This is a genomic window from Nonomuraea sp. NPDC049607 (genome assembly GCF_040675375.1).
Taxonomy (GTDB): Bacteria; Actinomycetota; Actinomycetes; order Streptosporangiales; family Streptosporangiaceae; genus Nonomuraea.
Window position 1 is genome coordinate 497078 of record NZ_JBFAOV010000003.1, and the last position, 25497, is coordinate 522574.

The 25497-nt window shown below is 72.2% G+C and carries 28 protein-coding genes; 10 read left to right on the forward strand and 18 right to left on the reverse strand.

Translation table 11 applies throughout. The annotated features are described in order from the left end of the window. Positions 1-58 precede the first annotated feature (58 nt). Both AB0J97_RS09565 and AB0J97_RS09570 read right to left on the reverse strand, forming a co-directional pair. Positions 59-688, reverse strand: coding sequence for a LysE family translocator (locus tag AB0J97_RS09565; RefSeq protein ID WP_364086542.1), 630 nt, complete (start codon positions 686-688; stop codon positions 59-61). A gap of 21 nt (positions 689-709) precedes the next feature. Continuing rightward, complete coding sequence (locus AB0J97_RS09570; RefSeq protein WP_364086544.1) at positions 710-1591, reverse strand: LysR family transcriptional regulator; 882 nt, start codon at positions 1589-1591, stop codon at positions 710-712. A 117-nt stretch (positions 1592-1708) separates the two neighbouring features. Here AB0J97_RS09570 and AB0J97_RS09575 point away from each other — a divergent pair, with 117 nt between their 5' ends. After that, positions 1709-2230, forward strand: a complete 522-nt coding sequence (locus AB0J97_RS09575) for a cysteine dioxygenase family protein (RefSeq protein WP_357703067.1) — start codon at positions 1709-1711, stop codon at positions 2228-2230. Positions 2231-2234: 4 nt separating this feature from the next. On the opposite strand, the gene AB0J97_RS09580 is transcribed toward AB0J97_RS09575, so the two are convergent. From AB0J97_RS09580 to AB0J97_RS09595, 4 genes are read right to left on the reverse strand one after another with little or no spacing between them, the layout of a single operon-like run. After that, positions 2235-2801: a TetR/AcrR family transcriptional regulator gene (locus AB0J97_RS09580; protein WP_364086546.1), complete on the reverse strand. Its 567-nt coding sequence runs from the start codon at positions 2799-2801 to the stop codon at positions 2235-2237. Next, positions 2798-5053, reverse strand: a complete 2256-nt coding sequence (locus tag AB0J97_RS09585; protein WP_364086548.1) for a YhgE/Pip domain-containing protein — start codon at positions 5051-5053, stop codon at positions 2798-2800. The genes AB0J97_RS09580 and AB0J97_RS09585 overlap by 4 nt, the downstream gene beginning before the upstream one ends. After that, the gene (locus AB0J97_RS09590; RefSeq protein ID WP_364086550.1) at positions 5053-5607 is read right to left on the reverse strand and encodes an ATP-binding cassette domain-containing protein; all 555 of its coding nucleotides are present in this window, start codon (positions 5605-5607) and stop codon (positions 5053-5055) included. Before AB0J97_RS09590 ends, AB0J97_RS09585 begins: the two co-directional genes overlap by 1 nt. Positions 5608-5667: 60 nt before the next feature. After that, on the reverse strand, positions 5668-6336 hold the full coding sequence (locus AB0J97_RS09595; RefSeq protein ID WP_364086552.1) for an alpha/beta hydrolase: 669 nt from the start codon (positions 6334-6336) through the stop codon (positions 5668-5670). A 114-nt stretch (positions 6337-6450) separates the two neighbouring features. Between AB0J97_RS09595 and AB0J97_RS09600 the strand changes: the two genes are divergently transcribed. Together AB0J97_RS09600 and AB0J97_RS09605 are read left to right on the forward strand one after the other, a co-directional pair. Further along, a complete protein-coding gene (locus AB0J97_RS09600; RefSeq protein ID WP_357702906.1) occupies positions 6451-7038 on the forward strand; it encodes a helix-turn-helix domain-containing protein in 588 nt (195 codons plus the stop codon). Between the two features lie 12 nt (positions 7039-7050). Beyond that, positions 7051-7263: a hypothetical protein gene (locus AB0J97_RS09605; RefSeq protein ID WP_357702904.1), complete on the forward strand. Its 213-nt coding sequence runs from the start codon at positions 7051-7053 to the stop codon at positions 7261-7263. A 14-nt stretch (positions 7264-7277) separates the two neighbouring features. Here AB0J97_RS09605 and AB0J97_RS09610 read toward each other — a convergent pair whose 3' ends face one another. Together AB0J97_RS09610 and AB0J97_RS09615 are read right to left on the reverse strand one after the other, a co-directional pair. Continuing rightward, positions 7278-8048 carry a phytanoyl-CoA dioxygenase family protein gene (locus tag AB0J97_RS09610; RefSeq protein WP_364086555.1) on the reverse strand — a complete coding sequence of 257 codons (771 nt, stop codon included), beginning with the start codon at positions 8046-8048 and terminating at the stop codon, positions 7278-7280. 81 nt (positions 8049-8129) lie between these two features. Further along, complete coding sequence (locus AB0J97_RS09615; RefSeq protein ID WP_357702900.1) at positions 8130-9485, reverse strand: dipeptidase; 1356 nt, start codon at positions 9483-9485, stop codon at positions 8130-8132. Between the two features lie 231 nt (positions 9486-9716). Between AB0J97_RS09615 and AB0J97_RS09620 the strand changes: the two genes are divergently transcribed. Beyond that, positions 9717-11099, forward strand: coding sequence for an aspartate aminotransferase family protein (locus AB0J97_RS09620; RefSeq protein WP_357702898.1), 1383 nt, complete (start codon positions 9717-9719; stop codon positions 11097-11099). Positions 11100-11153: 54 nt separating this feature from the next. Continuing rightward, positions 11154-12263 (forward strand): alanine dehydrogenase, encoded by a 1110-nt coding sequence (ald, locus tag AB0J97_RS09625; protein WP_357702896.1) that lies wholly within the window; start codon positions 11154-11156, stop codon positions 12261-12263. 34 nt (positions 12264-12297) lie between these two features. Here ald and AB0J97_RS09630 read toward each other — a convergent pair whose 3' ends face one another. From AB0J97_RS09630 to AB0J97_RS09650, 5 genes are all read right to left on the reverse strand, one after another. Continuing rightward, positions 12298-13686, reverse strand: a complete 1389-nt coding sequence (locus tag AB0J97_RS09630) for a tetratricopeptide repeat protein (protein ID WP_364086559.1) — start codon at positions 13684-13686, stop codon at positions 12298-12300. A 56-nt stretch (positions 13687-13742) separates the two neighbouring features. Continuing rightward, positions 13743-14621, reverse strand: a complete 879-nt coding sequence (locus AB0J97_RS09635) for a sulfite exporter TauE/SafE family protein (RefSeq protein WP_364086561.1) — start codon at positions 14619-14621, stop codon at positions 13743-13745. A 116-nt stretch (positions 14622-14737) separates the two neighbouring features. Further along, positions 14738-15508 carry a class I SAM-dependent methyltransferase gene (locus AB0J97_RS09640; RefSeq protein WP_364086563.1) on the reverse strand — a complete coding sequence of 257 codons (771 nt, stop codon included), beginning with the start codon at positions 15506-15508 and terminating at the stop codon, positions 14738-14740. 59 nt (positions 15509-15567) lie between these two features. Continuing rightward, positions 15568-16041: a Clp protease N-terminal domain-containing protein gene (locus AB0J97_RS09645; RefSeq protein WP_364086565.1), complete on the reverse strand. Its 474-nt coding sequence runs from the start codon at positions 16039-16041 to the stop codon at positions 15568-15570. Then, on the reverse strand, positions 16038-16235 hold the full coding sequence (locus AB0J97_RS09650; RefSeq protein ID WP_357703066.1) for a helix-turn-helix domain-containing protein: 198 nt from the start codon (positions 16233-16235) through the stop codon (positions 16038-16040). Before AB0J97_RS09650 ends, AB0J97_RS09645 begins: the two co-directional genes overlap by 4 nt. A gap of 57 nt (positions 16236-16292) precedes the next feature. On the opposite strand from AB0J97_RS09650, the gene AB0J97_RS09655 reads away from it, so the two are divergent. After that, positions 16293-17765 (forward strand): FAD-dependent monooxygenase, encoded by a 1473-nt coding sequence (locus AB0J97_RS09655; RefSeq protein WP_364086567.1) that lies wholly within the window; start codon positions 16293-16295, stop codon positions 17763-17765. Here the strand turns inward: AB0J97_RS09655 and AB0J97_RS09660 are convergent. Both AB0J97_RS09660 and AB0J97_RS09665 read right to left on the reverse strand, forming a co-directional pair. Beyond that, positions 17746-18393: a response regulator transcription factor gene (locus AB0J97_RS09660; RefSeq protein WP_357702885.1), complete on the reverse strand. Its 648-nt coding sequence runs from the start codon at positions 18391-18393 to the stop codon at positions 17746-17748. The two genes, AB0J97_RS09655 and AB0J97_RS09660, sit on opposite strands and share 20 nt — an antisense overlap. After that, positions 18390-19499 carry a sensor histidine kinase gene (locus tag AB0J97_RS09665; RefSeq protein ID WP_364086570.1) on the reverse strand — a complete coding sequence of 370 codons (1110 nt, stop codon included), beginning with the start codon at positions 19497-19499 and terminating at the stop codon, positions 18390-18392. The genes AB0J97_RS09660 and AB0J97_RS09665 overlap by 4 nt, the downstream gene beginning before the upstream one ends. Before the next feature lie 95 nt (positions 19500-19594). Between AB0J97_RS09665 and ggt the strand changes: the two genes are divergently transcribed. Beyond that, a complete protein-coding gene (gene ggt, locus AB0J97_RS09670; RefSeq protein WP_364086572.1) occupies positions 19595-21319 on the forward strand; it encodes a gamma-glutamyltransferase in 1725 nt (574 codons plus the stop codon). Between the two features lie 256 nt (positions 21320-21575). Beyond that, positions 21576-22247 (forward strand): GH25 family lysozyme, encoded by a 672-nt coding sequence (locus AB0J97_RS09675; protein ID WP_364086574.1) that lies wholly within the window; start codon positions 21576-21578, stop codon positions 22245-22247. Between the two features lie 10 nt (positions 22248-22257). Here AB0J97_RS09675 and AB0J97_RS09680 read toward each other — a convergent pair whose 3' ends face one another. Next, complete coding sequence (locus AB0J97_RS09680) at positions 22258-23712, reverse strand: NAD(P)/FAD-dependent oxidoreductase (RefSeq protein WP_364086576.1); 1455 nt, start codon at positions 23710-23712, stop codon at positions 22258-22260. Between the two features lie 183 nt (positions 23713-23895). Beyond that, on the reverse strand, positions 23896-24069 hold the full coding sequence (locus tag AB0J97_RS09685; protein ID WP_357702875.1) for a hypothetical protein: 174 nt from the start codon (positions 24067-24069) through the stop codon (positions 23896-23898). 105 nt (positions 24070-24174) lie between these two features. Here AB0J97_RS09685 and AB0J97_RS09690 point away from each other — a divergent pair, with 105 nt between their 5' ends. Then, positions 24175-24957, forward strand: coding sequence for an SURF1 family protein (locus AB0J97_RS09690; protein WP_357702873.1), 783 nt, complete (start codon positions 24175-24177; stop codon positions 24955-24957). A gap of 2 nt (positions 24958-24959) precedes the next feature. Further along, entirely contained in the window at positions 24960-25271 is a 312-nt protein-coding gene (locus AB0J97_RS09695; RefSeq protein ID WP_357702871.1) for a DUF3817 domain-containing protein, read from the forward strand. A gap of 28 nt (positions 25272-25299) precedes the next feature. Here the strand turns inward: AB0J97_RS09695 and AB0J97_RS09700 are convergent, their stop codons facing one another. Then, positions 25300-25491: a hypothetical protein gene (locus AB0J97_RS09700; RefSeq protein WP_364086579.1), complete on the reverse strand. Its 192-nt coding sequence runs from the start codon at positions 25489-25491 to the stop codon at positions 25300-25302. Positions 25492-25497 lie beyond the last annotated feature (6 nt).

Consider the following 25497-nt stretch of genomic DNA (forward strand, 5'->3'; position numbering starts at 1 on the left):
CTTTTCGTCCCCCGATTGATCTCACTATCGCATCATGGACGCAAAATTTCCCGGCTTGTCATGCCTTCTCAGTTGTGAGCCAGGCGGCCAGCCCGAGGTACACCAGGCCGCTGCTCACGTCCAGCCGCCGCCGGGCCCGTACGGACCCGCGCAGCCGCGCGGCCAGCACCGACGACAGCAGCGCGTACATGCCGTCGCTGGCCATCCCCAGCACCAGCCACAACGCGCCGAGCAGGAGGATCTGCGGCCCCACCGGCCCCGCCGCCGGGTCGGTGAACAGCGGGAGGAAGGTCAGGAAGAACACGGCCGTCTTCGGGTTGAGCACGTTGACCACGAACCCCTCCCAGAACAGCCGCCGCCTGGACTGCACCTTCAGCTCGACGACCTCCTCGGACTCCCCGCCGCGCTTCATCAGCTTGCGCAGGCCGAGCCAGAGCAGGTACGCCACGCCCACGTACTTGACGACCGTGAACGCGGTCGCCGAGGCCGCGATCAGCGCGCTGATGCCGAGGGCCGCAGCGCCGATGTGGACCAGCGAGCCGGTGTGCACGCCCAGCACCGAGACCAGCCCGGCCGACCGGCCCTGGGAGACGCTCCGGGTGACGATGTAGAGGACCGCCGGTCCGGGGACCAGCAGCAGCCCGAGTGTGGCCGCGCAGAAGAGTGCGAGATGCGTGATGTCCGGCATGTGCTCATCGTAGGGACGTCGTCAACGATTTTCCCGGGCGGGTGACAGGCTTTCCGTCAGCGCTTCGAGCAGGGCGCCGGTGGCCGGCGGATGGGGCGGCTCGCCGTAGACGGCGGCGTAGACGTGCCTGGTGGAACCGGGCACCCGGGTCACCTCGACGTCGGGGTTGCGGTGGGCGGTGAGCGCCAGGCCGGGCAGCACGGTCAGGCCCATGCCGGCCGCCACGAGCGCCTGCACGGCCACGATGTCGTCGCTGGTGAAGGAGATGCGCGGCTCGAAACCGGCCTTGGCGCAGATGTCGAGCAGGTGGCTGCGGCAGCGGTCGCAGCCGGCGATCCAGGGGGAGCCGGCATGGTCGGCCAGCTCGCCGCCGGGCCCGATGGAGACCAGGTAGCTGGGGTCGTCGAAGAGGTGGATCAGGTGCAGGCCGGGTTCTTCGGGGGCGGTGTCGTCGTACCGGAACATGACCGCGACGTCGACGCGCCCGGCGCGCAGCAGCCTGAGGGCCTCGGGCGGCTCGGTCTCGGTGAGCTGCATGCGCAGCCCCGGATGGGCGCCCGACAGGCGGCGGACGGCGGACGGGATGAACGTGCCCAGCGCTGACGGGAAGGCGGCCAGCCGGACGCGCCCCTCGCGCAGGCCCACGTGGGCGGCCAGTTCCTCGGCCGTGGCGTCGATCCGGCCGATGATGTCGGCGGCCCGGTCGGCGAGCATCCGGCCCGCCTCCGTCAGCCGGATGCCGCGGCCCACCCGCTGGACGAGCTTGGCGCCGGTCTCGGCCTCCAGCCGGGCCAGGTGGTGGCTGATGGAGGGCTGGGAGTAGTGGAGCTCCTTGGCGGCCGCGGTGAGCGACCCCTTGCGGGCCACAGCGACGAGGACGCGGAGCCGGGCGACGTCGAGCATTCATCAATCGTATCTATCGATGGGCCAGAAGACTTCTGTTGGACCTATCGATTCACTTGAGACACCGTAGAGAGGGAGGACAAATTGCCACATTTTCCCTAGGGGGACACCGTGAACATGGTCGCGACCACCACCAGGCCAGGGCTCGACGTGCTGGTGTCCGGCATCTCCGAGATCGTGGCCAGAAAGCTCCCCGCCCGCGAGACCGCGTTCGCCGTGGCCGACCTGCTGCGCGACCGGCTGCCCGGCATGGACGTCCTCACCCCCGAGGAGCGCCTCGGCACGCCCGACCGCTACACCTCACACCTGCTGCACGCCCAGGACGAGTTCTCGATCGTGGCCGTCGTGTGGCGTCCCGGCCAGTACACGGTGATCCACGACCACGTCTCGTGGTGCACGTTCGGCATCCTCAGCGGCATCGAGCACGAGACCCTCTACCGCGACATGGGCGACCACCTGGTGGAGATCGGACGGGCCGACAACCGGCCGGGCGAGGTCAGCGGGTTCGCCCCTCCCGGCGACATCCACATGGTCCTCAACACCAGCGACGAGGTCGGGGTGTCGCTGCACGTGTACGGCGCGGACGTGGGCAAGCTCGGCAGCAGCGTGCGCCGCGTCTACGAGCTGCCGGTGCGCTGACGCCTCACCTGATGCGGCCGTTGAGCAGCTCGACCAGGGTCTGGTGGGTCTGCTCGATCGGCCGCTCGGGGTAGAGGGCGCGGCGTTCGATGGCGACCGTCAGGACCATGCCGAACAGGGCGGTCGCCGCCGTCTCCACGTCGAGGTCGGCGCGGATCTCGCCGCTCGCCGCCGCCCTGCGCAGGACGCCCGCGTACACGCCGAGCGCGCTCTCGCGCAGCCGGGCCACCGCCTCCTGCCAGGCGGTGCGCCACATCTCGGACAGCAGCACCCGGGCGAACGGCCCGTGCTCCTCGAAGAAGCGCAGCTGGCCCAGCACGACCGAGTCGAGGGCGGCCACGCCGCTCTCCCCGGTGTCGGCGGCGGCCAGCGCGCCCGCCAGCCGCTCGATCGAGTGGTCGAGCAGCGCGGAGAACAGGCCCTCCTTGCTGCCGAAGTTGTAGAACACGGTGCCCTTGGCCACCCCGGCGCGCTCGGCGATCGCGTCGACCGTGGTGGCCGCGTAGCCCTGCTCGGCGATCAGCTCGACCGCCGCCGTGAACACCTTCGCCCGGGTGTCCTGCCTGCTCACAGCGACAGCTCGGGGTGCAGGCGCTTCATGGACCAGACGCGGCCGCGCTCCACCGCGAGGGTGGTCAGCGCGAGCCCGAGCACGAGGAATGCGGACAGCACGCCGCAAGCCTGCCACACCACGGTCAGATCGCCGCCACTGATCAGCCTGCGCAGGGCCGAGACGACCCAGCTCATCGGCAACCACGGCGAGATCGTCTGGAAGAACCCGGGCGAGGTCTCGATCGGGTACGTCCCCGCCGCCGAGGTGAGCTGGAGCATCAGCAGCGCCAGCCCCACCACCCGGCCGGGCGGCCCGAGCAGCGCGTTGACCGCCTGCACCACCGCCAGGAACGCGGCCGCCGCCAGCAGCAGCAGCCCGATCACCCCGAGCCAGTGCGCCGCCTCCAGACCGAGCGCGAACCGCAGCACCGCCGCCAGCACCCCGACCTGGGCCGCGCCCAGCGCCACCGCGGGCAGCCAGCCTGCCAGCGCGATGCGCACCCCGCCCTGCGTCCCGGCCAGCCGCCGCTGGTTCAACGGCTTGAGCACCATGAACGTGATCATCGCGCCCACCCAGAGCGCCAGCGGCAGGAAGAACGGCGCGAAGCCGGTGCCGTAGTTGGGGACCTCGTTGTCGACCGTCTTGGCCAGCCGCACCGGGTCGCTCATCACGTCGGCGCGGGCGGCCCGCTGCCGGGCGTCGTAGTCGGGGATCTTCTCCGCGCCCTCGCCGAGCCCGCCGGCCAGGTCCTTCGAGCCCTTGGCGAGCTGGTCCATGCCCTTGTCGACCTGGCCCGCGCCGTCGTGCAGCCGGTCGACCCCGGCGTACAGGGTCCCGGCGCCGTCGCTCAGCTTGACCAGGCCGCCGCCGAGCTGCCCGAGGCCGCTGGTCACCTTGGCGGAGCCGTCGTGCAGCTTGGTCGCGCCCTGGTAGAGGGTGCCCGCGCCGGTGCCGGCCTTGGCCAGGCTCGCGTCCACGGTCGCCGCGCCGGCGGCCAGCTTGGCCAGGCCGTCGTCCAGGGCGTTCACCTGGCTCCTGACCTGGTCGACCTTGGGGCCGATCTGCGGGGCCACGGCCGCGATCTTCCGGGCGTTCCTGGCCAGCTCGCGGGCCTGGGCGGACAGGGCGGAGGCGCCGCCGGAACCGCCGGTGCCCGCCGAGCCGGCCTGCTCGGCGGCGCGTTCGGCGGCGTTCGCCGCGCTGCGCAGCAGGGAGCGCAGCTCGGGGTCGGCGTCCGCGCCGAGGCGGTCGAGGGCGGCCTGGGCCTGGGAGGCGGCCTCCCGGGCGCTGCCCGCGGCGCGGGTCGCGCCGGTGCCCGTGCCGGAGCCGTCCGCGAGCCGGTCGGCGGCGTCGGCCACCTGCTCGGCGGCGTCGGCGACCTTCGGGCCCCACTCGTTCAGCACCGGTACGTACTTGTCGGCGAGCTGGTTGACCGCGCGCGTCTGGGTGTGGACCTGGTCGGCCGCCTTGCGGGTGCCCTTCCGTAGCTCGGAGGTGCCCTCGCGGCGGAGCTTGGCCAGGCCGTCCCGCAGCTCGCCGATGCCCTGCTGCGCCTTGCCGATGCCGCCGGTGACCTGCGCCGAGCCGTCCCGGAGCTTGCCGGTGGCGGTGTTGGCGCTGTTCAGGCCGACCGAGAGCTGCTGGGCGCCGTTCTCGGCGGTGCCGAGGCCGGAGTTGAGCCGGGAGACGCCGTCGCCGGCCTTGACCGCGCCGTCGTGCAGCTTGCCGGCGCCGTCGGCGGCCTCGGTGGTGGCGTCGTGGATGTCGCCGATCGAGACGAAGACCTTGTCGAAGTAGTCGTGGACGGCCGTGCGCTCGGCGGCGGCGCGCACCTCGTTGAAGACCGCGTCGGAGATGCTGCCGACGATGTAGCTGCGGCCGGTGTCCACACGCAGGCCGAGCTGGGCGGGGGTGGGGGTCGTCGTGTCGTCGGACGGCGAGGCCAGGCGGGCGCTGAAGTCGGCGGGCACGGTGAGCGACAGGTAGTAGCTGCCGTCGGCGACCCCGTCGGCCGCCTGCCGGGGCGTGGCCTCGTGCCAGGCGAACGTCCGGCGCTCGCGCAGCTCGTCGGCCAGGTCCTGGCCCGCGTGCAGGGTCTTGCCGTCGACCGTGGCCGGACGGTCCTCCATGACCAGCGCGACCGGGACCCGGTCCAGGTTGCCCTGGGGGTCCCAGAACGACCACAGGTACAGTCCGGCGTACAGGAGCGGCAGCACGATCACCGCCGCCAGCGCAGCCCGGGTCAACCGGGACCGCAGCATGCCCTTCATCACAGCTCCACGAGGTGGTCGTAGCGGGCGGGCGGGCGCACGCAGCTCGCGACCACGGCCGTGCCGAGGCCGCGCAGGAGGTCCCACAGCTCGCCCACGCGGTCGTCGGGCAGGCCCGCGTCCACGTTGTCGGCGAGGATCAGCGCGGGCTCGTCCAGCAGGGCCAGGGCGACGCCGAGGCGCACCTGCTGCTCGCGGTCCAGCTCGCTCACCGGCGTCGTGTCCGGCGCCGCGAGCCCCGCCCGCTTCAGGACTTCCTGGTACGGCTTGCGCCTGCGCTCGCGCAGGTGCTCCTTGACCGTCAGCGCTCTGTCGAGATCCGTCACGCCGTCCACCAGCGCGAGGGCCGCCACCTTGCGGATGGCCCGCGGCCTGGCGTGCCCGGCGACGGAGAGCGTGCCCGTCGTCGGCTTCATCCGCCCGGCCAGCGTGAGCAGCAGGCTCGTACGCCCGCTGCCCGCCGGCCCCGCGACCGCCGTGAGCGTCCCGGGGCCCGCCTTCAGCGAGACCGCCGGGTACACCCCCTCGATCGACAAGCCCTCCGCGACGATCACCACAACCCCATCTCTTGAACTGACTGGTCAGTACAAAAGATTACCTCGTGATGCGGTGCGTCACACTGTGAGATACGCCTCCAACCGCTCGGCCAGCTCCTTCGGCCGCGACAGCATGACCATGTGGCTGCCCCCGATCTCGTCGGGCACGACACCGAGCCGTTCCCGGACCACCCGCCGCATGAACTCGGGCGGGAAGAACCGGTCGTCCCGGCAGAGCAGGAATTTCGTCGGCACGTCCGGCCACGCCGTGCCCGGCCACGGCTCGACGGACGACTTCTCCGCCTGTGGACGCCCACGGGTCAGCTCCTCCGCGGCCAGCTCCGCCGGGACGTCGTGCATGAACTGGGCGATCGTGTCAAGGTCTTCGGCGCTGCGGTGGCCGGTGTTGGCCCACCACTCGCCCGGCGGCTCGCCCGGCGCCGGGATCATGGCCGTGACCAGCACGAGCAGCTTGACGGGCAGGCGGTCGCAGACCAGCGGCGCGACGAAGCCGCCCCACGAGTGGGCCACCACGACCAGCTCGTCCGCCTCGCCGACGGCCCGCGCCACGGCGTCGGCGTAGTCGGCCAGGCCGGCGGACTCGTCCTCGATCGGCAGGTCGACGGCCACCGTGCGGTGGCCCCAGGCGCGCAGCTCGGCCTCGACCAGGTGCCAGTCCCATGCCGAGCTGCCGCCGCCGTGGATCAGCGCGAACGTGGCCGGACGGCCCTGGGGCGCCTCGCTCATACTCTTGCTCCCTTCGTCGGTGGTGCGGAAGTAGTTCTACGCCCCGGGGCAGACAGAAAAGCGAAGTCCGCAACTTTTATTGCGCAATTTTTCTTTCGCATCTAGGATGGAGGCATGGCAAGGCACGAGCGGCAGCGCGTCCAGGACGTCGGCACCCTCAAGGCGCTGGCGCACCCGCTGCGCATGAAGCTGTACCGCGCGCTCAAGGTGGCCGGCTCGGCGACGGCCTCGCAGCTCGCCGAGCAGGTGGACGAAGCGGTCTCCCTGGTCAGCTACCACCTGCGCAAACTCGCCTCCCACGGCCTCATCGAGGAGGCGGAGAGCGGCCGGGGCGACGGCCGGGAGCGCTGGTGGCGGACGTCCGCGGAGAGCTTCTCCACCCGCAACTCCGACTTCCGCGACAACCCGGAGGGCGCCGTGGCCCACCAGGCGATCTCACGCCTGCACGCCCGCCAGCTCACCGAGATGTACGACGGCTACCTCGACGCCCAGTGGGCCTGGAGCGAGGACTGGCAGGACTCCTCCTTCGGCTCGGAGTTCCTGCTCACGCTGACCGCCGAGGAGTTGCGCGGCCTCAGGCAGGAGATCGACGACGTGGTCCTGAGGTGGACGGCCCGCGGCAAGGCGGCCGCCGAGGCGGGTGACGCCAAGGGCCGCGAGAACGTCGCCGTGCACCTGTACGGGTTCCCGTTCACGACGTGAGGAGAGAGCAGGATGTATCCCGACTTATACCTACTTGTAGAGCAGGTACGCGGCCAGGAGTTGCGCGCCGCGGCCCGGACCCCCCGACGGGCGTGGCGGGCGCGCCGCGGAAGGGGCGCCCGCTCCTGGGAACGGCGGCTCGGCTGGGCCCTCGTGGAGACCGGGCTGCGCCTGGTGTGCCGCGGCGCGGCCAAGGGCCCCCGCCTGGTGGACCGCCACGCCTGACCCTCCCGCCGGGATCAACCGCCGTTCAGGCCGTTCAGGCCCCTCAGGACCGCGCGTTCCACCGGGGTGGGGGCGGTGCCGGTGAGGTCGAGCAGGCCGGTCGGCACCAGCGGCGGCTGGGCCATGAAGCGCGGCACGCTGCCGCGATGCGGCTGGGCGGCGTGGATCAGGAACGGGTGGCACAGGTAGACGTCCCCCGCCGAGCCGGTGACGGTGACCTCCCTGCGCCCCTCGCTGAGCGGCACCGCCTCCCCGCACAGCGGGAACCATTCACGCCCTTCGTCCCCGGAACCGGCGAGCAGAGCGGGCACGTCCAGATGTGAGCCGACCCGTACCCGGGTGGGGGCGTCGTCCGGGCCGACCTCGGAGAACAGGAACAGCATGAGCAGGGCACGGCCGCGCGAGCGCAGGTTCACCCGGTACTCGCCGCCGTCGCCGGTGAAGCTCGCCTCCAGGTGCCACCCGTCGTCGCCGGGCTCCTGGTCGCTGGGGAAGCGCAGCGGGAAGGTGCCGAGGCCCATGGGCGCGGTCCATCGTCCGGCGCCCGCGAGCTGGTCGTACGCCTCGTGCAGCGCCTGTGTGTTCGCCGCGGCGCGGAACGGCGGGGTCGCCAACCCGCCCAGCCGGACGACCGGCTGGGTCCAGCTCGACGGGTCGTCCGGATCGCAGCCGCTGGCCGCCCACAGCTCGGCCCGGCACTGGTCGACCGTCTCCCGGGGAACCGCGCCGGGCAACCGGACGAACCCGTCCTCGACGAACGACTCGACCTGCTCGTCGGTCAACATGCGCTGCCCTTTCTGACGGACTCCGGTGAACGCCGTGCAGTCTGGCGAACCGGGCCCCGGAAGGGCAACGCGTTTACCGGCTCAGACGCCGAGCGCCGACGGCAGGCTCAGCTCCTGCAGGAACAGCGCCTCGGCGGTGGCCACGCGGCGCAGCTCGTCGAGGTCGACCCGCTCGTTCGGGGCGTGGATGGCGGCGTCCTCGTCCTCGGCGCCGAACAGCAGGATCTCGGCCGCCGGGTACTGCTTGAGCAGCGTGTTCACCAGCGGGATCGAGCCGCCCGCGCCCACGTCGCGCGGCGGGCGGCCGAAGGCGCGCTCCATCGCCCGGTTGAGCGCCGCGCGCGCCTTGCCGCCGGAGTCGGCCTGGAAGCCGGACCCGACGGTGAAGTCGCCGAACGACACCTGCACGCCCCACGGCGCCACCTGGCGCAGGAACTCCACCACGGCGTTGACCGTGGTCTTCGGGTCGCCGGACGGAGGAATCCGGACGGTCACCCGGGCGCGCGCCGCGGGCTGGACCGCGTTCACGGCGCCCGACACGCTCGGCACGTCGAGGCCCGTGACGGTGATGGCGTACGACGCCCACAGCCGGTCGGCCAGCGAGCCGGACCCGACCAGCGACACGCCGTCCGCCACGCCGGCGGTCTTCCTGAACTCCTCCTCCGACGGGCCCTGGCCGAGGAAGCTGCCGCGCGGCAGGCCGGGGACGCGGATGTCGCCGTTCTCGTCGTGCAGCGCGGTCAGCATGCGCATGAGGGCGGCCAGCGCGTCGGGGGCGGCGCCGCCGAACGAGCCGCTGTGGACGGCCTCGCGCAGCGTGCGCACCTCGATGGTGAAGGCCGCCATGCCGCGCAGCGACGTCGTGATCGCCGGGTCGCCGACGCGCGGGTTGCCGCTGTCGGCCACCACGATCGCGTCGGCGCGCAGCAGGTCGGGGTTGCGCTCGACGAAGGACTCCAGGCGCTCGCCCGCGTACTCCTCCTGGCCCTCGATGATGACCTTGATGCCCACCGGGAACCGGCCCTGGAAGGCACGCAGGGCGGTGACGTGGGAGATGATGCCTGACTTGTCGTCCGCGCAGCCTCGGCCGTACAGCTTGCCGTCGATCAGGGTCGGCTCGAACGGCGGCGTGCGCCAGGCGGCCAGGTCGCCGGCCGGCTGCACGTCGTAGTGCGCGTAGAGCAGGACCGTGGGCGCTCCGGGAGGGGCGGGGGCCTCGCCGTAGATCGCGGGGAAGCTGCCCTCGACGGCGACCTGCTGGACGTGCGGCAGGCCGGCCGAGCGGACGAGTTCCTCCGTCACCGACGCGGCGGCGAGGACCGGCTGGTCGGGGTGTCCCGGAAAGGCCACGGAAGGAATGGCGGCGAGCCGCTTGAGCTCCTCGATGGCCTGGGGCATCGCGGCGGCGACAGCGCTCTCGATCTGGTCAGGAGTCACGGGACGGTCCCCCGGGGGTCGTTCTCGACAGTTTGGTCTCATTGGATCACAGAACGTTCCACAGTACGGAAACAGGCATGACCCGCGCGTTAATCTACCTGCGGATTTCGTTGCTGTTACACAACGGTTCTGCGGATCTCGATTTTCTTGCATAGTGCTGCGACCGATTCGCTTGGCAAACCGCAGGTGAAGATGCAGACTGTGGGGAGTTCGACACAAGGGAAGATAACCATGACGCAGCCGGAAAACGACGTCCTGAAGGCCGCGCAGGACAACCTGTGGTTGCACTTCACGAGGCACAGCGCCTACCAGAAGAACGAGATCCCGACCATCGTGCGCGGTGAGGGGTCCTACATCTACGACATTCACGGCAAGCGTTACCTCGACGGCCTGGCCGGGCTGTTCGTCGTCCAGGTCGGGCACGGGCGTGGCGAGCTGGCCGAGGCCGCCGCCAAGCAGGCGCAGGAGCTGGCCTTCTTCCCCCTGTGGTCCTACGCGCACCCCAAGGCGGCCGAGCTGGCCGCCCGCCTGGCCGCCCAGGCGCCGGGCGAGCTGAACCGGGTCTTCTTCACCACCGGCGGCGGCGAGGCCGTCGAGACCGCGTGGAAGCTGGCCAAGCAGTACTACAAGCTCGTCGGCAAGCCGCTCAAGCACAAGGTCATCAGCCGCCAGATCGCCTACCACGGCACCCCGCAGGGCGCCCTGTCGATCACCGGCATCCCGGCGTTCAAGCAGATGTTCGAGCCTCTCGTGCCCGGTTCGGTGCGCGTTCCGAACACGAACTACTACCGCGCCGACGAAATCAGCGGCGTTCCCGGCATGTCGCCGGAGGAATACGGCATCTGGGCGGCCGACCGCGTGGCCCGCGCCATCGAGATGGAGGGCCCCGACACCGTGGCCGCCGTCTTCGCCGAGCCCGTCCAGAACGCCGGCGGCTGCTTCCCGCCGCCCCCCGGCTACTTCCAGCGCCTGCGCGAGATCTGCGACGAGTACGACGTGCTGCTCGTCTCCGACGAGGTCATCTGCGCCTTCGGCCGCCTCGGCACCATGTTCGGCGGCCAGAAGTTCGACTACGTGCCCGACATCATCACCTGCGCCAAGGGCCTGACCAGCGGCTACTCGCCCATCGGCGCGATGATCGCGCACGAGCGGCTGTTCGAGCCGTTCAAGGAGGGCGACACCATGTTCGCCCACGGCTACACCTTCGGCGGCCACCCCGTGTCCGCCGCCGTGGCCCTCGCCAACCTCGACATCTTCGAGCGCGAGGACCTGCTCGGCCACGTCACCAAGAACGAGCCCCTCTTCCAGGCGGCCCTCGACGACCTGCGCGACCTGCCGATCGTCGGCGACGTGCGGGGCTCGGGCTACTTCTGGGGCATCGAGCTGGTCAAGGACAAGGCCACCAAGGAGACGTTCAACGCCGAGGAGTCCGAGCGGTTGCTGCGCGGGTTCTTGTCCAAGGCGCTGTTCGACGCCGGACTCTACTGCCGGGCCGACGACCGCGGAGACCCCGTGATCCAGCTCGCGCCCCCGCTGATCGCGGGGCCAAGGGAGTTCGACGAGATCGGATCCATCCTGAGGGGCGTGCTCTCGGAAGCGTGGGCGCGCCTCTAACACCCTCCCCACCCGGTACGACGAAGTGCCGCGGTCTCCGAAAGGATCCCTACGATGAAGATCGGCGTCCCTGCCGAGGTCAAGAACCACGAATACCGTGTGGCGGTCACCCCCGCCGGTGTTCACGAGCTGGTGCGGAACGGTCACGACGTCACCGTCCAGCGGGGTGCCGGCCTCGGCTCACACATCACTGACGAGGAATACCTCGCCGCGGGCGCGAAGATCCTCGACAACGCCGACGCCGTATGGGCCAGGGCGGACATGGTCCTCAAGGTCAAGGAGCCCATCGCGGAGGAGTACCACCGCCTGCGCGAGGGCCTGGTCCTGTTCACCTACCTGCACCTGGCCGCCTCACGGCCGTGCACCGACGCCCTGCTCGCCGCCAGGACGACCGGCATCGCGTACGAGACCGTGCAGGTGGGCCACACGCTGCCGCTGCTCGCCCCGATGTCGGAGGTCGCGGGCCGGCTCGCGCCGCAGGTGGGCGCCTACAACCTCATGCGCTTCAACGGCGGCCGCGGCGTCCTGCCCGGCGGCGTGCCCGGCGTGGCCCCGGCCAGGATCGTCGTCATCGGCGGCGGCGTCTCGGGCCTGAACGCCGCCCAGATCGCCGTCGGCATGGGCGCGGACGTGACCGTGCTCGACACCAACATCGACCGGCTCCGCCAGATCGACGCCATCTACCAGGGCCGGCTCAAGACCCTCGTGTCCACCTCGTACGCGATCGAGCGGGAGGTCCTCCAGGCCGACCTGGTCATCGGCGCGGTGCTGATCCCCGGCGCCAAGGCCCCGACGCTGGTCTCCAACGACCTGGTCTCACGGATGAAGCCGGGCTCGGTGCTCGTGGACATCGCCATCGACCAGGGCGGCTGCTTCGAGGACTCGCGGCCGACCACGCACGCCGAGCCGACGTACAAGGTGCACGAGTCGATCTTCTACTGCGTGGCGAACATGCCCGGTTCGGTGGCCAACACCTCCACCTACGCCCTGACCAACGCGACGCTCCCGTACGCGGTCAAGCTGGCCAACCTGGGCTGGCGTGACGCGCTGAAGGCCGACCAGGGCCTCGCGGGCGGTCTGAACACCCATGACGGCCAGCTCACCAACGAGCCGGTCGCCCAGGCGCTGGGGCTGGCGTACACGCCGGTCGCCGACGTGCTCTGAAACCTCTGAAGGGGCGCGGCACGAGGTCGCGCCCCTAACTCACTCCCAGGCGGCGGCGCAGATCGCGCGCGGTGGCCAGGACGTGGTGGATCTCGCCCGTGCCCGGCCACGGCGCGCTGCCGGGACGCAGCAGCGTGCCGCGCACCGACGCCAGGTGCTCGACCGCGCTGCGGTGCACCCCGCTCCGCTCGACCAGCCAGCCGATCACGTCGGAGTGGTCGTGCAGCGGCCTGGTCACCAGGTCCCAGGTGCCCAGGACCTCGGTCAGGTCCGGCACGGACAGCGGCACGCCGCCCCGGCGGCCCGTGGCCGCGGCCGCCAGCTCGGCGCGGGCGGCCAGCTCCGGCTCGGCAGTGCGCGCCCACGCCGGAGGCGGCGGGGCGGCCAGCCACTCCTCGGCCTCGCCCAGCTCGCCGGCGACCGTCAGCAGCCCGCCCAGCTCGACCGCCGCGCCGTGGTGGCCCGCCCGCGCGGCCTGGCGAAACCAGTGGCGGCCGCCGGCCAGGTCGCCGAACTCGGCGATCAGCAGCAGGCCGTAGTTGAAGGCCGATTCGGCGTCGCCGCCCGCAGCCGCCCTGCCGAACCAGTGGCTGGCGGCCGGGGTGTCGCCGAGCTCCACGCAGACGAACCCGGCCATGCGCTGGTCCTCCAGCCGCCCGGCCGCGGCCGCCCGCTCGTACCAGGCGCGGGCCGTGCGCAGGTCGCCGCAGGACAGGGCGATGGCGCCGAGGCGGGAGGCGGCGCCCGGGTGCTCGTTCTTGGCGGCCAGCCGGTAGTAGGCCTCGGCGCCCTCGGGGTCGCGGCTGGCGTGCAGGTAGAGGCCCATGCAGTGGGCGGAGTCGGCGTGGCCGCCCCTGGCGGCGTACTCCCACCAGCGCACGGTCTCCTCGTCCTCGCCGGCGGAGTAGGCCAGGAAGCCGAGGTCGTGGGCCGAGGTCATGTCGCCCTCGTCGGCCGCCCTGCGGTGCCACTCGCGGGCCACGCCGGTCTCGCCGGTGTCCTCGCACAGCAGGGCCAGCCGGCGCGCCGCGGTGCGCGACCCGGCCAGGGCCGAGCGTTCGAACCAGGCCCTGGCGGCCCCGGCGTCGCCGCGCTGTTCGAGCAGGAGCGTGGCCAGGTTGGCGGCGGCCTCGGCGTCGCCGGTGGCCGCGGCGGTCTCGTACCAGCCGACCGCCTCCTCCAGGCTGCCGTGCTTCTCGTGCCAGACGCCCAGGTTGTAGGCGCTGTCGACGTTGCCTCCCGAGGCCGCCAGCTCCCACCAGAGCCGGGCCGCCGCGCGGTCGCCGTGCTGGGCGTAGAGCTTGCCGAGCCGGTGGGCCGCCTGGGCGTCGCCCTGCCGCGCGGCCGCCAGCAGCTCCGGCTCGTCCCCCGCCCGTGGCGCCGGAACGGCCGGCGTCGCCACCTCTCCCTGCCACCAGGCCATGGCGACAGACTGGCACGTGATCATACGATCGCGAACCGTAATCGCCGACAACGGGCCTAGGAGAACCTGATGAACCCCGAATACATCCCCATCCCGCACACGTAACGCAGCGAGCCGGGGCGGTGGGGCGGCAGCCGTACGGTGGCGGGCAGGGCCACGTCGCGCCCGTCGATGGTGACCGTGCTCGTGCAGCCCGGATCGACCAGTTTGAAGATGACCTCGACCGGTACGTTCGCGCGGGCGGACACGGTGGCGGGCCGGTAGCCGTCGCGGGTGGCGAAGACCGTGACGATCTGGGCGGCGGGCCCGGCGGCGGCCGGTGCGGCGTCCCCCGTCCAGCCGCCCAGGTTGAGCCCGGCCACGACGGTCCAGAGCCCGGCGGCCATGGCGACGACCCCGGCGAGCCGGGCCAGCCTGGTGCGGGAGATCCGCCGCAGCACGTACCCGAGCAGCGCGAACGCGGGCGCGGTGCCGAGCACGAAGCCCGCCATGGCCGCCGCGCCCGACAGCGGCGAGCCGCTGGACACGGCGAGCATCTCCATGCCGAGCGTCACCCCGCAGGGCACCAGGACGGTGGCCGCGCCCAGCAGCGGCGCCTTGTAACCGGACGTCCGGACGGGCTCGGCGCAGGCGTGGCCCCCGCCGCGCAGGAGCCGGATCGCGAACCCGATCACCGCGCAGCCCGCCGCGACCAGGAGCAGGGCCCGCGCCCGCGGCGGCAGGCCGACGGCCGAGCCGAGCAGCCCGAGCAACGCCCCCACCAGCGTGTACGAGGCCAACCGCCCGCCCAGGAACCAGGCCACCAGCGCGGGGTCGCCTCCGGGACGCCGACCGACCAGGCCCACCAGCAGCCCGCCCTGCGCGGCGGTGCAGGACGCGGTGCCGCCCACCAGCCCGGCGGCCACGCCCCCGGCGAACAGGGTGACGGCCTCCACGTTCAGCCCCTCCCGGCTCTCTCGCGAAGCTCTGGGGGAAACGTAACGCGGCCCGCCGGATGCGGCCAGTGACAGTTCTTGTACCCTTAGTGACGTTTAGGTGGTTGCGCCCGCAATCACGCCCCGGACGTCGGTACGCCGGGACGCCGGGCCTCGATGAGGAACCTGGACGAATGGGCGACGAACGGCCCTTCGGCCTCGATGAGCTCGTGCAGCTCGCGCAACTTGCCGCCGTAGCGGCCGACCGAGAAGCCCGGCACGATCCAGATCACCTTGCGCAGGAAGTAGATCACCGCGCCGATGTCGCGGAACTCCATTCGCAGCCGCTCGACCCGCAGGTCGGCCACTTCGAGCCCGGCCGCCTCCGCCTCCGCCACGGCCTGGCGCGGGTCGCGGGCCGAGCCGTCCTGCGGGCCCATGAAGAACTCGGTCAGCTCGAACACGCTGCGCGGGCCGACCTGCTGCGAGAAGTACGCGCCCCCGGGGCGCAGCACCCTGGCGATCTCCGCCCACCAGGTCTCCACCGGATGGCGGCTGACCACCAGGTCGAAGACGCCGTCGCGGAACGGCAGGCGCGGCTCGTCGTCGTCGGCCACCACCCGCGCCCCGCGCGGGCGCAGCCGGGCGGCGGCCAGCGCCAGGTTGGGCGGCCACGACTCGGTCGCCACCGTCACCTTCGGCAGTGTGGGCAGCCCGGCCAGGATCTCGCCGCCGCCGGTCTGGACGTCGAGCGCCGCCTCGGCCGCCGCCATCCGCCCGGCCAGCAGGCGGGAGTAGCCCCATGAGGGCCGTTCCTCGGTGGCCCGGCCCTCCAGCCAGGAGAAGTCCCAGCCGTCCACGGACACGGTGTCGGCCTCTTCGACCAGGTCATCGTACGTACGCCGCATCCTCCGACCATGTCAGCGCCCGGGGGGTGGCTTCAACCGGATTTCTCCCGTGTCGCGGATCAGGCGATGCGGGCGCGCACGGCGGCGCGGTCGATGCCGAGCTGGTCGATCAGCCCGGCCACCGGGTCGTGGCGGTCCCGCTCCAGCAGGGCGAGCAGGAGGTGCCGGGGAACCTCCTGCCTGGTCTTGCGCCGCGTGGCGCCGATGGCGGCGTTGACCACCGCGCGGGCGCTCGACGTGAGCGAGGTGCCGGGGACCGGCGGGTGCCGGCGCGGCGTCGCGCGCGGTGCCTGGCCGAGGTCGAGGCCGATCGAGCGCAGCGCCTCCCGGTCGAGCTCGTCGAGCGCGGCCCGCGCCCCCGCCAGGTCCACGCCGAGCGCCCGCGCCGGCTCGGCGGCGGGGTCGTGCAGCAGGCCGAGCAGCAGGTGCTCGGTGCCGAGCCGCCGGTCGCCGCGCTGCCTGGCCTCGTCGAGCGCCGCGCTGACGACGGCCGCGAACGGGCTCTTCTCCTTGCCGAACATGGCGATCCTCACTTTCCGTATCGGGCGTGCACGGACTGCCGCGACATGCCGAGCGCGTCGCCGATCTGCTCCCAGGTCCAGCCCTGTTCCCTGGCCAGCGCCACCGACGTCGCCTCGACCTGCTCGGCCAGCCGGTGCAGCGCGCCCACGGCCCGCAGGCCGAGGGCGGGGTCGTTCGACCTGATGCGTTGAGACAGCTCTTCCATGTCCACGTCGTCAGGCTAGATTGACAGACAGGTTTTTGTCAATCTAGCCTGACGGGCATGGACGACGTGATGATCGTGGGAGCGGGCCCGGTCGGGCTCATGCTCGCGGGCGAACTGGCCCTGGCTGGACTACGCCCGATCGTGCTGGACAAACGCCCTGAACCGAGCGAACTACCCAAGGCGAACGGGCTCGCGGGCCAGATCGTCGAGCTGCTCGACCACCGGGGCCTGCTCGGCCCCCTCTCCGAGGGCAGCGGCTTCGCGGGCCCCGCGCCGGGGTTCCCGTTCGGGCAGGTGCCGCTGCGGTTCGCCGGGCACGACGACATGCCGCTGCGGCTGCTGCTGATCCAGCAGCCGCGGCTGGAACGGCTGCTGACCGAGCGGGCCGGACGGCTCGGAGCCGAGATCAGGCGGGGCCACGAGGTGCTCGGGCTCGTCCAGGACGAGGAGGGCGTCACGCTGGAGCTGTCCACCGGCCGGGCCCGCGCCCGCTACGCGGTGGGCTGCGACGGCGGGCACAGCACCGTGCGCGCGCTGACGGGCATCGGCTTCCCCGGCAGCACCGACGACGAGGTGCTGCGGCTCGGCCACTTCGCCTGGGACGGGCAGGGCCCGTTCGAGGAGCCGCGGGCCGAGGGCCTGGAGCCGGGCTGGAACCGCACCCCCGCCGGACGCCTGCTGCTCACCTCGCTCCGGCCCGGCGTGCTCGTCGCGGGCGTGCGCGAGCGCGGCGCGGCGCCCGAGGGCCCGGTCACGCCGGAGGACTTCCGCGCCGCCGTGCGCCGCGTGATCGGGCGGGACCTGCCGCTCGGGGAGCCGCTCTGGCTGTCCGGCACGGTCGCGCAGGCCCGGCTCGCCGACCGCTACCGGGCCGGCCGGGTGTTCCTGGCCGGGGACGCCGCCCACCTGTTCCCGGCGGGCGGGACGGCGCTCAACGTCGGCATGACGGAGGCCGTCAACCTGGCCTGGAAGCTGGCCGCCGTGCTGCTCGGACGGGTGCCCGAGGGCCTGCTGGACACCTACGAGGAGGAACGCCGTCCGGTGGCCGGGCGGGCGCTGGCGCAGACCCGTGCCCAGGCGGCGCTGGAACGGGCCCCCGGCGAGGACGGCGACGCCCTGCGCGCGCTGCTCGCCGAGCTGTTCGCCCACGAGCAGCCGCTGCGCCACCTCGCCGCGATCCTGCACGGCTCCGACACCCGCTACCCGCCCGGCCCGGAGCACCCGCATCCGCTCGTCGGCCGGTTCGTCCCCGACCTGCGGCTGAGCACGGCGGAAGGGGAGCGGCGGGTGGCCGAACTGATGCGCGCCGGGCGGCCGGTGCTCCTCGACCTCCGCGGCGAGACCGGCCCGGCGTCGCCCGGCGGCGGCTGGATCGACGTGGTCAGGGCGCGGTGCGCCGAGCCGCCCGCCGACGTGCTGCTGATCCGCCCCGACGGGTACGTGGCCTGGGCCGGCACCGACGGCCTGGCCGGGGCCGCGCGGGCGTGGTTCGGCGCGGAGCCGCCCGCCGTCAGAGCCACCCCGGCTTGACCAGGCCCGACTCGTAGGCGATGACCACGAGCTGCGCGCGGTCGCGGGCGTGCAGCTTCATCATGGCCCGGCTGACGTGGGTCTTGGCGGTGGCCGGCGACATGAACAGCTTGGCGGCGATCTCGTCGTTGGTCATGCCCGTGCCGACCAGGGAGAGCACCTCGCGCTCGCGGTCGGTGAGCTGGTCGAGGCCCTGCGTGGCGACCGGTTCCTTGGCGCGCGAGGCGTACTCGGCGATCAGCCGCCGGGTCACGCTCGGCGACAGCAGCGCCTCGCCCGCCGCCACCACCCGTACGGCCTGGATGAGCTCGGCCGGCTCGGTGTCCTTGACCAGGAAGCCGGACGCGCCGCCGCGCAGGGCCTCGAAGACGTACTCGTCCAGCTCGAACGTGGTCAGGATGATGATGTGCGGGCCGGGCGGCATCAGGCGGGTGGCGGTCAGGCCGTCGGTGCCGGGCATGCGGATGTCCATCAGCACGACGTCCGGGGCGTGCTCGCCGGCCAGGCGCACCGCCTCCGCGCCGTCGGCCGCCTCGGCCACCACGGTCATGTCGGGCTGGGCGTCCAGCAACGCCTTGAAGCCCGCGCGGACCAGCGCCTGGTCGTCGGCGAGCAACACCTTGATCACGTTGGGTTCTCCTCGGGTAGGGGCAGACGGGCCTCGACCTGGAAGCCGTCGCCCGACGGGCCGGCGACGAGCGTGCCGCCCAGGGCGGAGGCGCGTTCGCGCATGCCGGGGATGCCGTTGCCGCTGCCCTCCTCCGACAGCACGGCGGGAGTCGTCGCCCCCGTGTCGGCGACCACGATGACGAGCTGCGCCGCGCCGTACTCCAGGCGCACCGTCACCCGCGAGCCGGGCGCGTGGCGGGCGGCGTTGGTGAGCGACTCCTGCACGATCCGGTACGCGGCCCGCTCGACCTGCGGCGGCAGCGGCCGCGAGCCCACCCGCCTGAGCGAGACCTCCATCCCCGAACGCTGGACGAGGTCGTCGAGCCGGTCGAGCCCGGCCGTCGGGGAACGCGGAGCGCCCTCGCGCAGCACGTTGAGCACCGAGCGCATCTCGCCCAGCACCTCCTTGGACGCCGTCTTGATCGTGGCCAGGGCCGAGCGGGCCTGCTCGGGGTTGGCGTCGATGAGGTGCAACGCGGTGCTGGCCTGCACGTGGATGAGCGAGATGTTGTGCGCGAGCACGTCGTGCAGCTCCTGGGCCATGGTCAGGCGCTCCTCGCTGGCCTGCCGCCTGGCCTCCTCCTCAAGGATGCGCTCGCGCTCGGCCCGGCGTTCCCTGACGATCCTGACCAGCTCGGCCACGACCATGAACAGCAGGATGAAGGCCAGGATCGACAGGCTGTGGAACAGGTCGCGGTTGCCCACCCACCAGGCGTAGCTGAGGAGCGAGGTCACCGTCATGGTCGCCATCGTCCAGGCCATCAGCCGTCTGCCCCCGGTGACCAGGAGGAACAGCAGGACACCCGGGCTGAGGAAGGCGGGGCCGTAGGCGTAGCCGCCGATGAGGAACAGGTCCATCGCGGCGAGCGCGACGGAGACCGTCAGCAGCGGGAACCGCCTGCGGAAGAGGATGGCCAGCGGCCCGATCAGCAGCAGCGCGTACGCGTACGGGTCGAGCTGCTCCCTGAGGAGACGCTGGCCCCACGTCGCGCCTTGGGCGATCACCAACTGGGCGACCGCCACGATCAGGGCGAGATAAGGGTCGAAACCGGACTTCCTGCGCACCCCACCACGCTAGGCCACCGGCGGAGGGCCGGACATCCTCCCCTCGTGCGAGGGGGCCCTACCACGACGGGCGTAGCTGGGTCATGGTGGACACCATGCGCCGTGTGATCCATTCCGCAGCAGCAGTCCTCATCTCCCTCCTGCCCGCCGCGCCCGCGTCCGCGGGCCCCCAGCAGAAGTCCCCGGTCGCCGAGGGGTACGGAGGCGCCGTCGCCACCGTCGACCTCGACGCCAGCAAGGCCGCGCTCTCCGTGCTGAGACGCGGCGGCAACGCCGTCGACGCGGCCGTGGCCGCCGGAGCCGTGCTCGGGGTCACCGAGCCGTACTCTGCCGGCCTGACCGGCGGCGGCTTCATGGTGTTGTACGACGCCAGGCAGCGCAAGGTGTTCACCATCGACGGCCGCGAGACGGCCCCGCGCGCCATGACCGCCACCAGCTTCGAGGGCATCCCGTTCGACGAGGGCGTCACCAGCGGCCTGTCGGCGGGCGTGCCCGGCACGCTGGCCCACTGGGACCTGGCCCTGCGCAGGTTCGGCACGCTCTCGCTCGGCCAGGCGCTCCAGCCGGCCATCGAGGTGGCCTCCCGCGGCTTCGTCGTGGACCAGACGTTCCACGACCAGACGGCCGCCAACGTCGACCGCTTCAAGGACATCGCCTCCACGGCCCGGCTCTACCTCCCGAACGGCGCGCCGCCGCCGGTCGGCTCGGTGTTCAGGAACCCGGAGCTGGCGAACACGTACCGGGAACTGGCCCGGCGCGGCCCCGGCTGGCTGTACGGCGGCCGGCTCGGCCAGGAGGTCGTGGCCACCGTCAAGAAGCCGCCGGTCACCCCCGGCAGCACCCGCAACGTGCGGCCCGGCCTGATGGAGCTGTCGGACCTGCGGGACTACCGCGCCCTCCTGCGCGAGCCCACCAAGATCTCCTACAACGGCATGGACGTGTACGGCATGGCGCCGCCGTCCTCGGGCGGCTCGACCGTCGGCGAGGCGCTCAACATCCTCGAAGCCCTGCCCAAGGTGGGCCTGCACGAGTACCTGGAGGCGTCCAGGCTGTCCTTCGCCGACCGCAACGCCTACGTCGGCGACCTGCCCGGCGTGCCGCTGCACGAGCTGCTGTCCGACGGCTTCGCCAAGGAGCGGGCCTGCCTGATCGGCGACCGGGCCTTGAGCAGCCCGGCCGCCCCCGGCAGCCCCGACGGCACGTACGGCGCCTGCGCCACCCCGACCGGCAGCGCGACCCCGATCGCGGACGAGGGGCCGGAGACCACGCACCTGGTCGTCGCCGACCGCTGGGGCAACGTGGTCGCCTACAACCTCACCATCGAGTCGACCGGAGGCAACGGCATCGTGGTGCCGGGCCGCGGCGTGCTGCTCAACAACGAGCTGACCGACTTCACCTTCGGCCCCGCCCCCGGCGACCCCAACCTGCCCGGCCCCGGCAAGCGGCCGCGCTCGTCGATGGCGCCGACTCTGGTGTTCGACCACGGCAGGCCGGTGCTGGCCGCCGGCTCGCCGGGCGGCTCGACGATCATCACGACCGTGCTGCAGATCCTGGTCAACCGGTACGAGTTCGGCATGAGCCTGCCCGACGCGCTCGCCGCGCCGCGGGCCACCCAACGCAACACCGCCCAGACGCAGGCCGAGCAGGCGTTCCTCGACAAGTACCGGACCGAGCTGGAGGCCAAGGGGCACAGCTTCGTGCTGAACCCCGAGATCGGCGCGGCCACGGCCCTGGAACTGCGCGGCCACGGCCTCGTCCAGGCCGTCGCCGAGCCCGTACGGCGGGGCGGCGGCAGCGCCCTGGTGCTCGACCCGCGCTGAAACCCGCGCTGAGCGCGCACGGCGGCGGCCCCCGGCGGGCCGCCGCCTCTTGCGGGGGTGACCGAGGTCACGGCTTGACTGCCGCATGAGGGAATGTTTGCGCAGGTCACAGGGTTGTAACGGGCATCGCGACGGGTCGTGGCGCCGTGCCGCCGAGCGGAATCCGCCGGCCGCACCCTCATTCAGCCGCCGTCGTTCGAGCCGGATCCCGAGAGACATCCGTGGGCTGCCCCGGCCTGCCCTCAGGAGGAACCCTGTGAACGCCAAGAAGCTGTACGCGACCGCCCTGCTGGCCGCCACCGCCGCCGTGTCGGCCCTCGGCCTGACGTCCGCCCCGGCCCACGCCGACGGCCTCACCTACGGCCAGGACGTCTCCAGCTACCAGCCGGACCACGACTGGGCCGCCAGCGGCGCCTCGTTCGGCATCGTCAAGGCCACCGAGGGCGCCACCCACGTGGACGCCTCCTTCGCCCGCCACTGGGCCGACCTGGGCACGAAGGGCAAGGTGCGGGGCGCCTACCACTACGGGCACCCGTCCAACGACCCGGTCGCCGAGGCCGACCACTTCCTGTCCGTGGTGAACCGGCAGCCGGCCGCCAAGGGCGACCTGCTCGCGCTCGACCTGGAGACCACCGACGGCCAGTCCGTGACCGCGGTCAACGCCTGGGCCAAGAAGTGGCTGGCGCACGTCCAGGCCAGGACGGGCATCACGCCGCTGTTCTACAGCGGCTGGAACTTCGCCGACGAGTACGGCCACGGCCTGCAGCAGTACCCGCTGTGGGTGGCCCGCTACGGCCAGGGCCCCGGCCAGGTGACCGCCCCCGCCGACTGGAAGACCTGGACCATCCACCAGTACGCCGACGCGCCGGTGGACCAGAACGTCTCCGCCCTCACCCCCGTCCAGCTCAAGGCGCTGGGCCGCAGGTGACCCGCCGTCCTCAGTAGATGAGCTCGTACGCCGCCGGGCGCACCTTCCGCGTACGGGCCCAGTACTCGAAGGTGAAGCCCGGCCAGATCGTCCGGTTCACTCCGTGCTCGTCCAGGTACCAGGAGGTGCAGCCGCCCGCGTTCCACACGAGCGGGTCCAGGCGGGCGCGCAGCCGGCGGTTGAAGGCGTCCTGGACGTCCTTCCTGACGTCCACCGCCCTGGCCCCGGTCCTGGACAGCAGGCGCAGGCACTCGACGACGTGGCGCACCTGTGACTCGATCATGAAGACGACCGAGTGGTGGCCGAGGCCGGTGTTCGGGCCGAGCAGGAAGAACAGGTTGGGGAAGCCGGAGGCCGTGATGCCGAGGTAGGTCTCGATGCCGTCCTGCCAGGCGTCCTGGAGCTTCAGGCCGTTCCGGCCGGTGATGCGCTGGGTCTGGAGGGCGTCCACGACCTTGAAGCCGGTGCCGTAGACGATCACGTCCACCTCGTGCTCCTCGCCGGTCGCGGTCACGATCGAGCGGGGCCGGATCTCGGCGATGCCGTCGGTGACGAGGGTGACGTCGGGCCTGGTCAGGGCCGGGTAGTAGTCGCTGGAGACGAGCAGGCGCTTGCAGCCGATCGTGTAGTCGGGCGTCAGCTTCCTGCGCAGGTCCGGATCGGGCACCTGGGCCGCCAGGTGCCTGAGCGCCAGCGACTCGTGCGGCTTCATCAGGCGCGGGTGCACCGCGAAGCCGAGCGCCCGGCTCTCCAGCGCCCAGTAGATGCCGCCGCGCAGGGCCCGGGCCATGCCGGGCAGGCGCAGGACCCGCCGGGCGGCGGGGGAGAAGGTGAGGTCGGGCTTGGGGTGGATCCACGGCGGCGTGCGCTGGAAGACGGTCAGCTCGCGCGCCTGTGGGGCGATCCGGGGGACGAACTGCACGGCGGAGGCGCCGGTGCCGATGACCGCGACGCGCTTGCCGGTGAGATCGACCGAGTGGTCCCATTCGGCGGAGTGGAAGGAGGGGCCGGCGAAGGACTCCCTCCCCACAATTGCCGGAAATTTCGGGATATGGAGGGCGCCGATGCCGGAGACGACCGCGTTCGTCCGGATGGTGGCGCCGTCGTCCGTGGTGACCGCCCAGCCTCGATGGTCGTCGTCGTACTCCAGGGCCGTGACGTGCTTGTTGTAGCGGATGTGGGGCGTTACTCCGTACTTGTCCGCGCACGTGCGCAGGTAGTCCCAGATCTCGGCCTGCGGGGCGAACATCCGCGACCATCCGGGATTCAGCTCGTATGAGTAGGAGTACATGTGCGACGGCACGTCGCACGCGCACCCGGGGTAGGTGTTGTCCCGCCAGGTGCCCCCGAGGTCGGCGGCCTTCTCCAGGATCACGAAGTCGTGGTAGCCCGCCTCCTTGAGCTTGATCGCCATGCCGATCCCGGCGAAGCCGGTGCCGACGATCACCAATCCTGGCTCGGCCACTGAACCTCCACGACGACCGCGACCACCGCGGTCCGATGTATTGGACGTATCGTCCAATGTAGTCGGCCGGCCACCGCCGGTCCAGGGAGGCGGTACGCCCGGCCTGTGCGAAACGAGTGTGCGGAAACGACGAAGACCCGCCACGGCGTCGGGGCGGGTGGGTGGTCCGTATGGGGTTGTGTGCTAGCGGAGCAGCAGGAAGGCGGCGACGCCGATGATCACGATCACCACGGCGACCGCCAGGATCGGCAGCAGCGGCGACTTCTTGGGAGCCGCCTCGGCTTCCTGCTCCTGGCGCTGCGCGAAGGCGCGGAACTGCTGGGTGTTGCCCGCCGGGTCGATATGCTGGTCAGACATGGCCAGCAGCCTAGCGTGATGACATGGTCCATTTGCACCCTTTGCCACTATCTATAGGCATGGGCTGATGAGGGGACCACTCCACCCGGCGGATAGCTTTGAGTCATGCTCCGGACCCTGCTCTCACCCCGCGTCGTGGGGCTGCATCTGCTGACGATCGGGGTCCTGATCGCGTTCATCCTGCTCGGCCGCTGGCAGCTCGGTGTGTTCCAGGACTCCGGCAGGCCGCACGCCGCCGTCGACCCGGCCCCCGTGGGGGTCGCCACGCTGGCTCCCGTGGGCGGGCAGATGGAGGGCGAGGCCGTCGGCCGCAGGGTCACGGCTGAGGGCACGTACGAGGCCGCGCGCCAGCTCCTGGTCGCCGACCGCCGCCCCGACGTCGACGCCCCCGGTGGCAACGTCTCGCGCGACCACGGCTACTGGGTGCTCACCCCGATCAGGCTCGACGACGGCACGCTGATGCCGGTCGTGCGCGGCTGGGCGGCCAAGGCGGACGACCCGGGCGTTTCCGTCGTGCCCGAGGGCCGGGTCGCGGTGATCGGGCGGCTGCGCGGCCAGCAGGGCACCGACAGCGTCCAGCGGCGGGTGGAGGGGCTGCCTCCCGGTCAGGTCCAGACGGTGTCCACCGGAGAGCTGATCAACCTGTGGACCGGCCAGAAGCTGCGGACCGGCTTCATGGTGGCGCAGCCGCCGTCCGGCTCGCTCGGGCAGGTCAAGATCCGGCCGCCGGAGGTCGGTGGCACACTGACCTGGCGTAATCTGGCATATGCCGCAAATTGGTGGATCTTCGCTGGATTCGCCGTCTTCATGTGGTTCCACTTCGTACGCGACGCCGTACGGGCGGATCGGGACCGCGACAAGTCCCCCGAGATGGTTCTGGAAGGTTAACGGTGGAATCGGCTCTCAAGCCCTTCCGGGTGCTCGCCTACGTGGTCGGCGTCATGCTGCTCATCCTGTGCGTCGCCATGGTGCTGCGCTACGGCTTCGGCGCCGCGGAGATGTCCAAGATCATCGCGCCCATCCACGGCGGCCTCTACATGATCTACCTCATCACCGTGATGAACCTGGGCATGAAGGCGCGCTGGAGCTGGCCCTACATGCTCGGGGTCATGCTCGGCGGCACGATCCCGTTCCTGTCGTTCTACGTGGAGCGCCGGGTGCACAGCCGGGTGCGCACCGAGCTGAGCGCGGCGAGGGCCTGACGGCGGCCCCCGCCGCGGCTCGCGGGCCTCAGCTGCCGATCCCGCGCCTGCGGGCCCGCTTGAGCCGCTCGCGCTGCGACGGGTCGAGCATGAGGTAGCCGACCACCGGCGCCGCGACCGCGCCGAGGACCACCAGCAGCGTGATCCAGCCCGGCAAGAAGATCAGCGAGAGCAGAACCGCGGCGCCTGCGCCGATGACGTACTTCTGAACTGGCGACATCCCTGG

Bases quoted from the DNA above. Each gene is read 5' to 3' on its own strand.
- AB0J97_RS09565 (WP_364086542.1), bottom strand. From the start codon at position 688: ATGCCGGACATCACGCATCTCGCACTCTTCTGCGCGGCCACACTCGGG.
- AB0J97_RS09570 (WP_364086544.1), bottom strand. From the start codon at position 1,591: ATGCTCGACGTCGCCCGGCTCCGCGTCCTCGTCGCTGTGGCCCGCAAG.
- AB0J97_RS09575 (WP_357703067.1), top strand. From the start codon at position 1,709: ATGGTCGCGACCACCACCAGGCCAGGGCTCGACGTGCTGGTGTCCGGC.
- AB0J97_RS09585 (WP_364086548.1), bottom strand. From the start codon at position 5,053: ATGAAGGGCATGCTGCGGTCCCGGTTGACCCGGGCTGCGCTGGCGGCG.
- AB0J97_RS09595 (WP_364086552.1), bottom strand. From the start codon at position 6,336: ATGAGCGAGGCGCCCCAGGGCCGTCCGGCCACGTTCGCGCTGATCCAC.
- AB0J97_RS09600 (WP_357702906.1), top strand. From the start codon at position 6,451: ATGGCAAGGCACGAGCGGCAGCGCGTCCAGGACGTCGGCACCCTCAAG.
- AB0J97_RS09605 (WP_357702904.1), top strand. From the start codon at position 7,051: ATGTATCCCGACTTATACCTACTTGTAGAGCAGGTACGCGGCCAGGAG.
- AB0J97_RS09610 (WP_364086555.1), bottom strand. From the start codon at position 8,048: ATGTTGACCGACGAGCAGGTCGAGTCGTTCGTCGAGGACGGGTTCGTC.
- AB0J97_RS09620 (WP_357702898.1), top strand. From the start codon at position 9,717: ATGACGCAGCCGGAAAACGACGTCCTGAAGGCCGCGCAGGACAACCTG.
- ald (WP_357702896.1), top strand. From the start codon at position 11,154: ATGAAGATCGGCGTCCCTGCCGAGGTCAAGAACCACGAATACCGTGTG.
- AB0J97_RS09630 (WP_364086559.1), bottom strand. From the start codon at position 13,686: ATGGCCTGGTGGCAGGGAGAGGTGGCGACGCCGGCCGTTCCGGCGCCA.
- AB0J97_RS09640 (WP_364086563.1), bottom strand. From the start codon at position 15,508: ATGCGGCGTACGTACGATGACCTGGTCGAAGAGGCCGACACCGTGTCC.
- AB0J97_RS09650 (WP_357703066.1), bottom strand. From the start codon at position 16,235: ATGGAAGAGCTGTCTCAACGCATCAGGTCGAACGACCCCGCCCTCGGC.
- AB0J97_RS09655 (WP_364086567.1), top strand. From the start codon at position 16,293: ATGGACGACGTGATGATCGTGGGAGCGGGCCCGGTCGGGCTCATGCTC.
- ggt (WP_364086572.1), top strand. From the start codon at position 19,595: ATGCGCCGTGTGATCCATTCCGCAGCAGCAGTCCTCATCTCCCTCCTG.
- AB0J97_RS09685 (WP_357702875.1), bottom strand. From the start codon at position 24,069: ATGTCTGACCAGCATATCGACCCGGCGGGCAACACCCAGCAGTTCCGC.
- AB0J97_RS09690 (WP_357702873.1), top strand. From the start codon at position 24,175: ATGCTCCGGACCCTGCTCTCACCCCGCGTCGTGGGGCTGCATCTGCTG.
- AB0J97_RS09700 (WP_364086579.1), bottom strand. From the start codon at position 25,491: ATGTCGCCAGTTCAGAAGTACGTCATCGGCGCAGGCGCCGCGGTTCTG.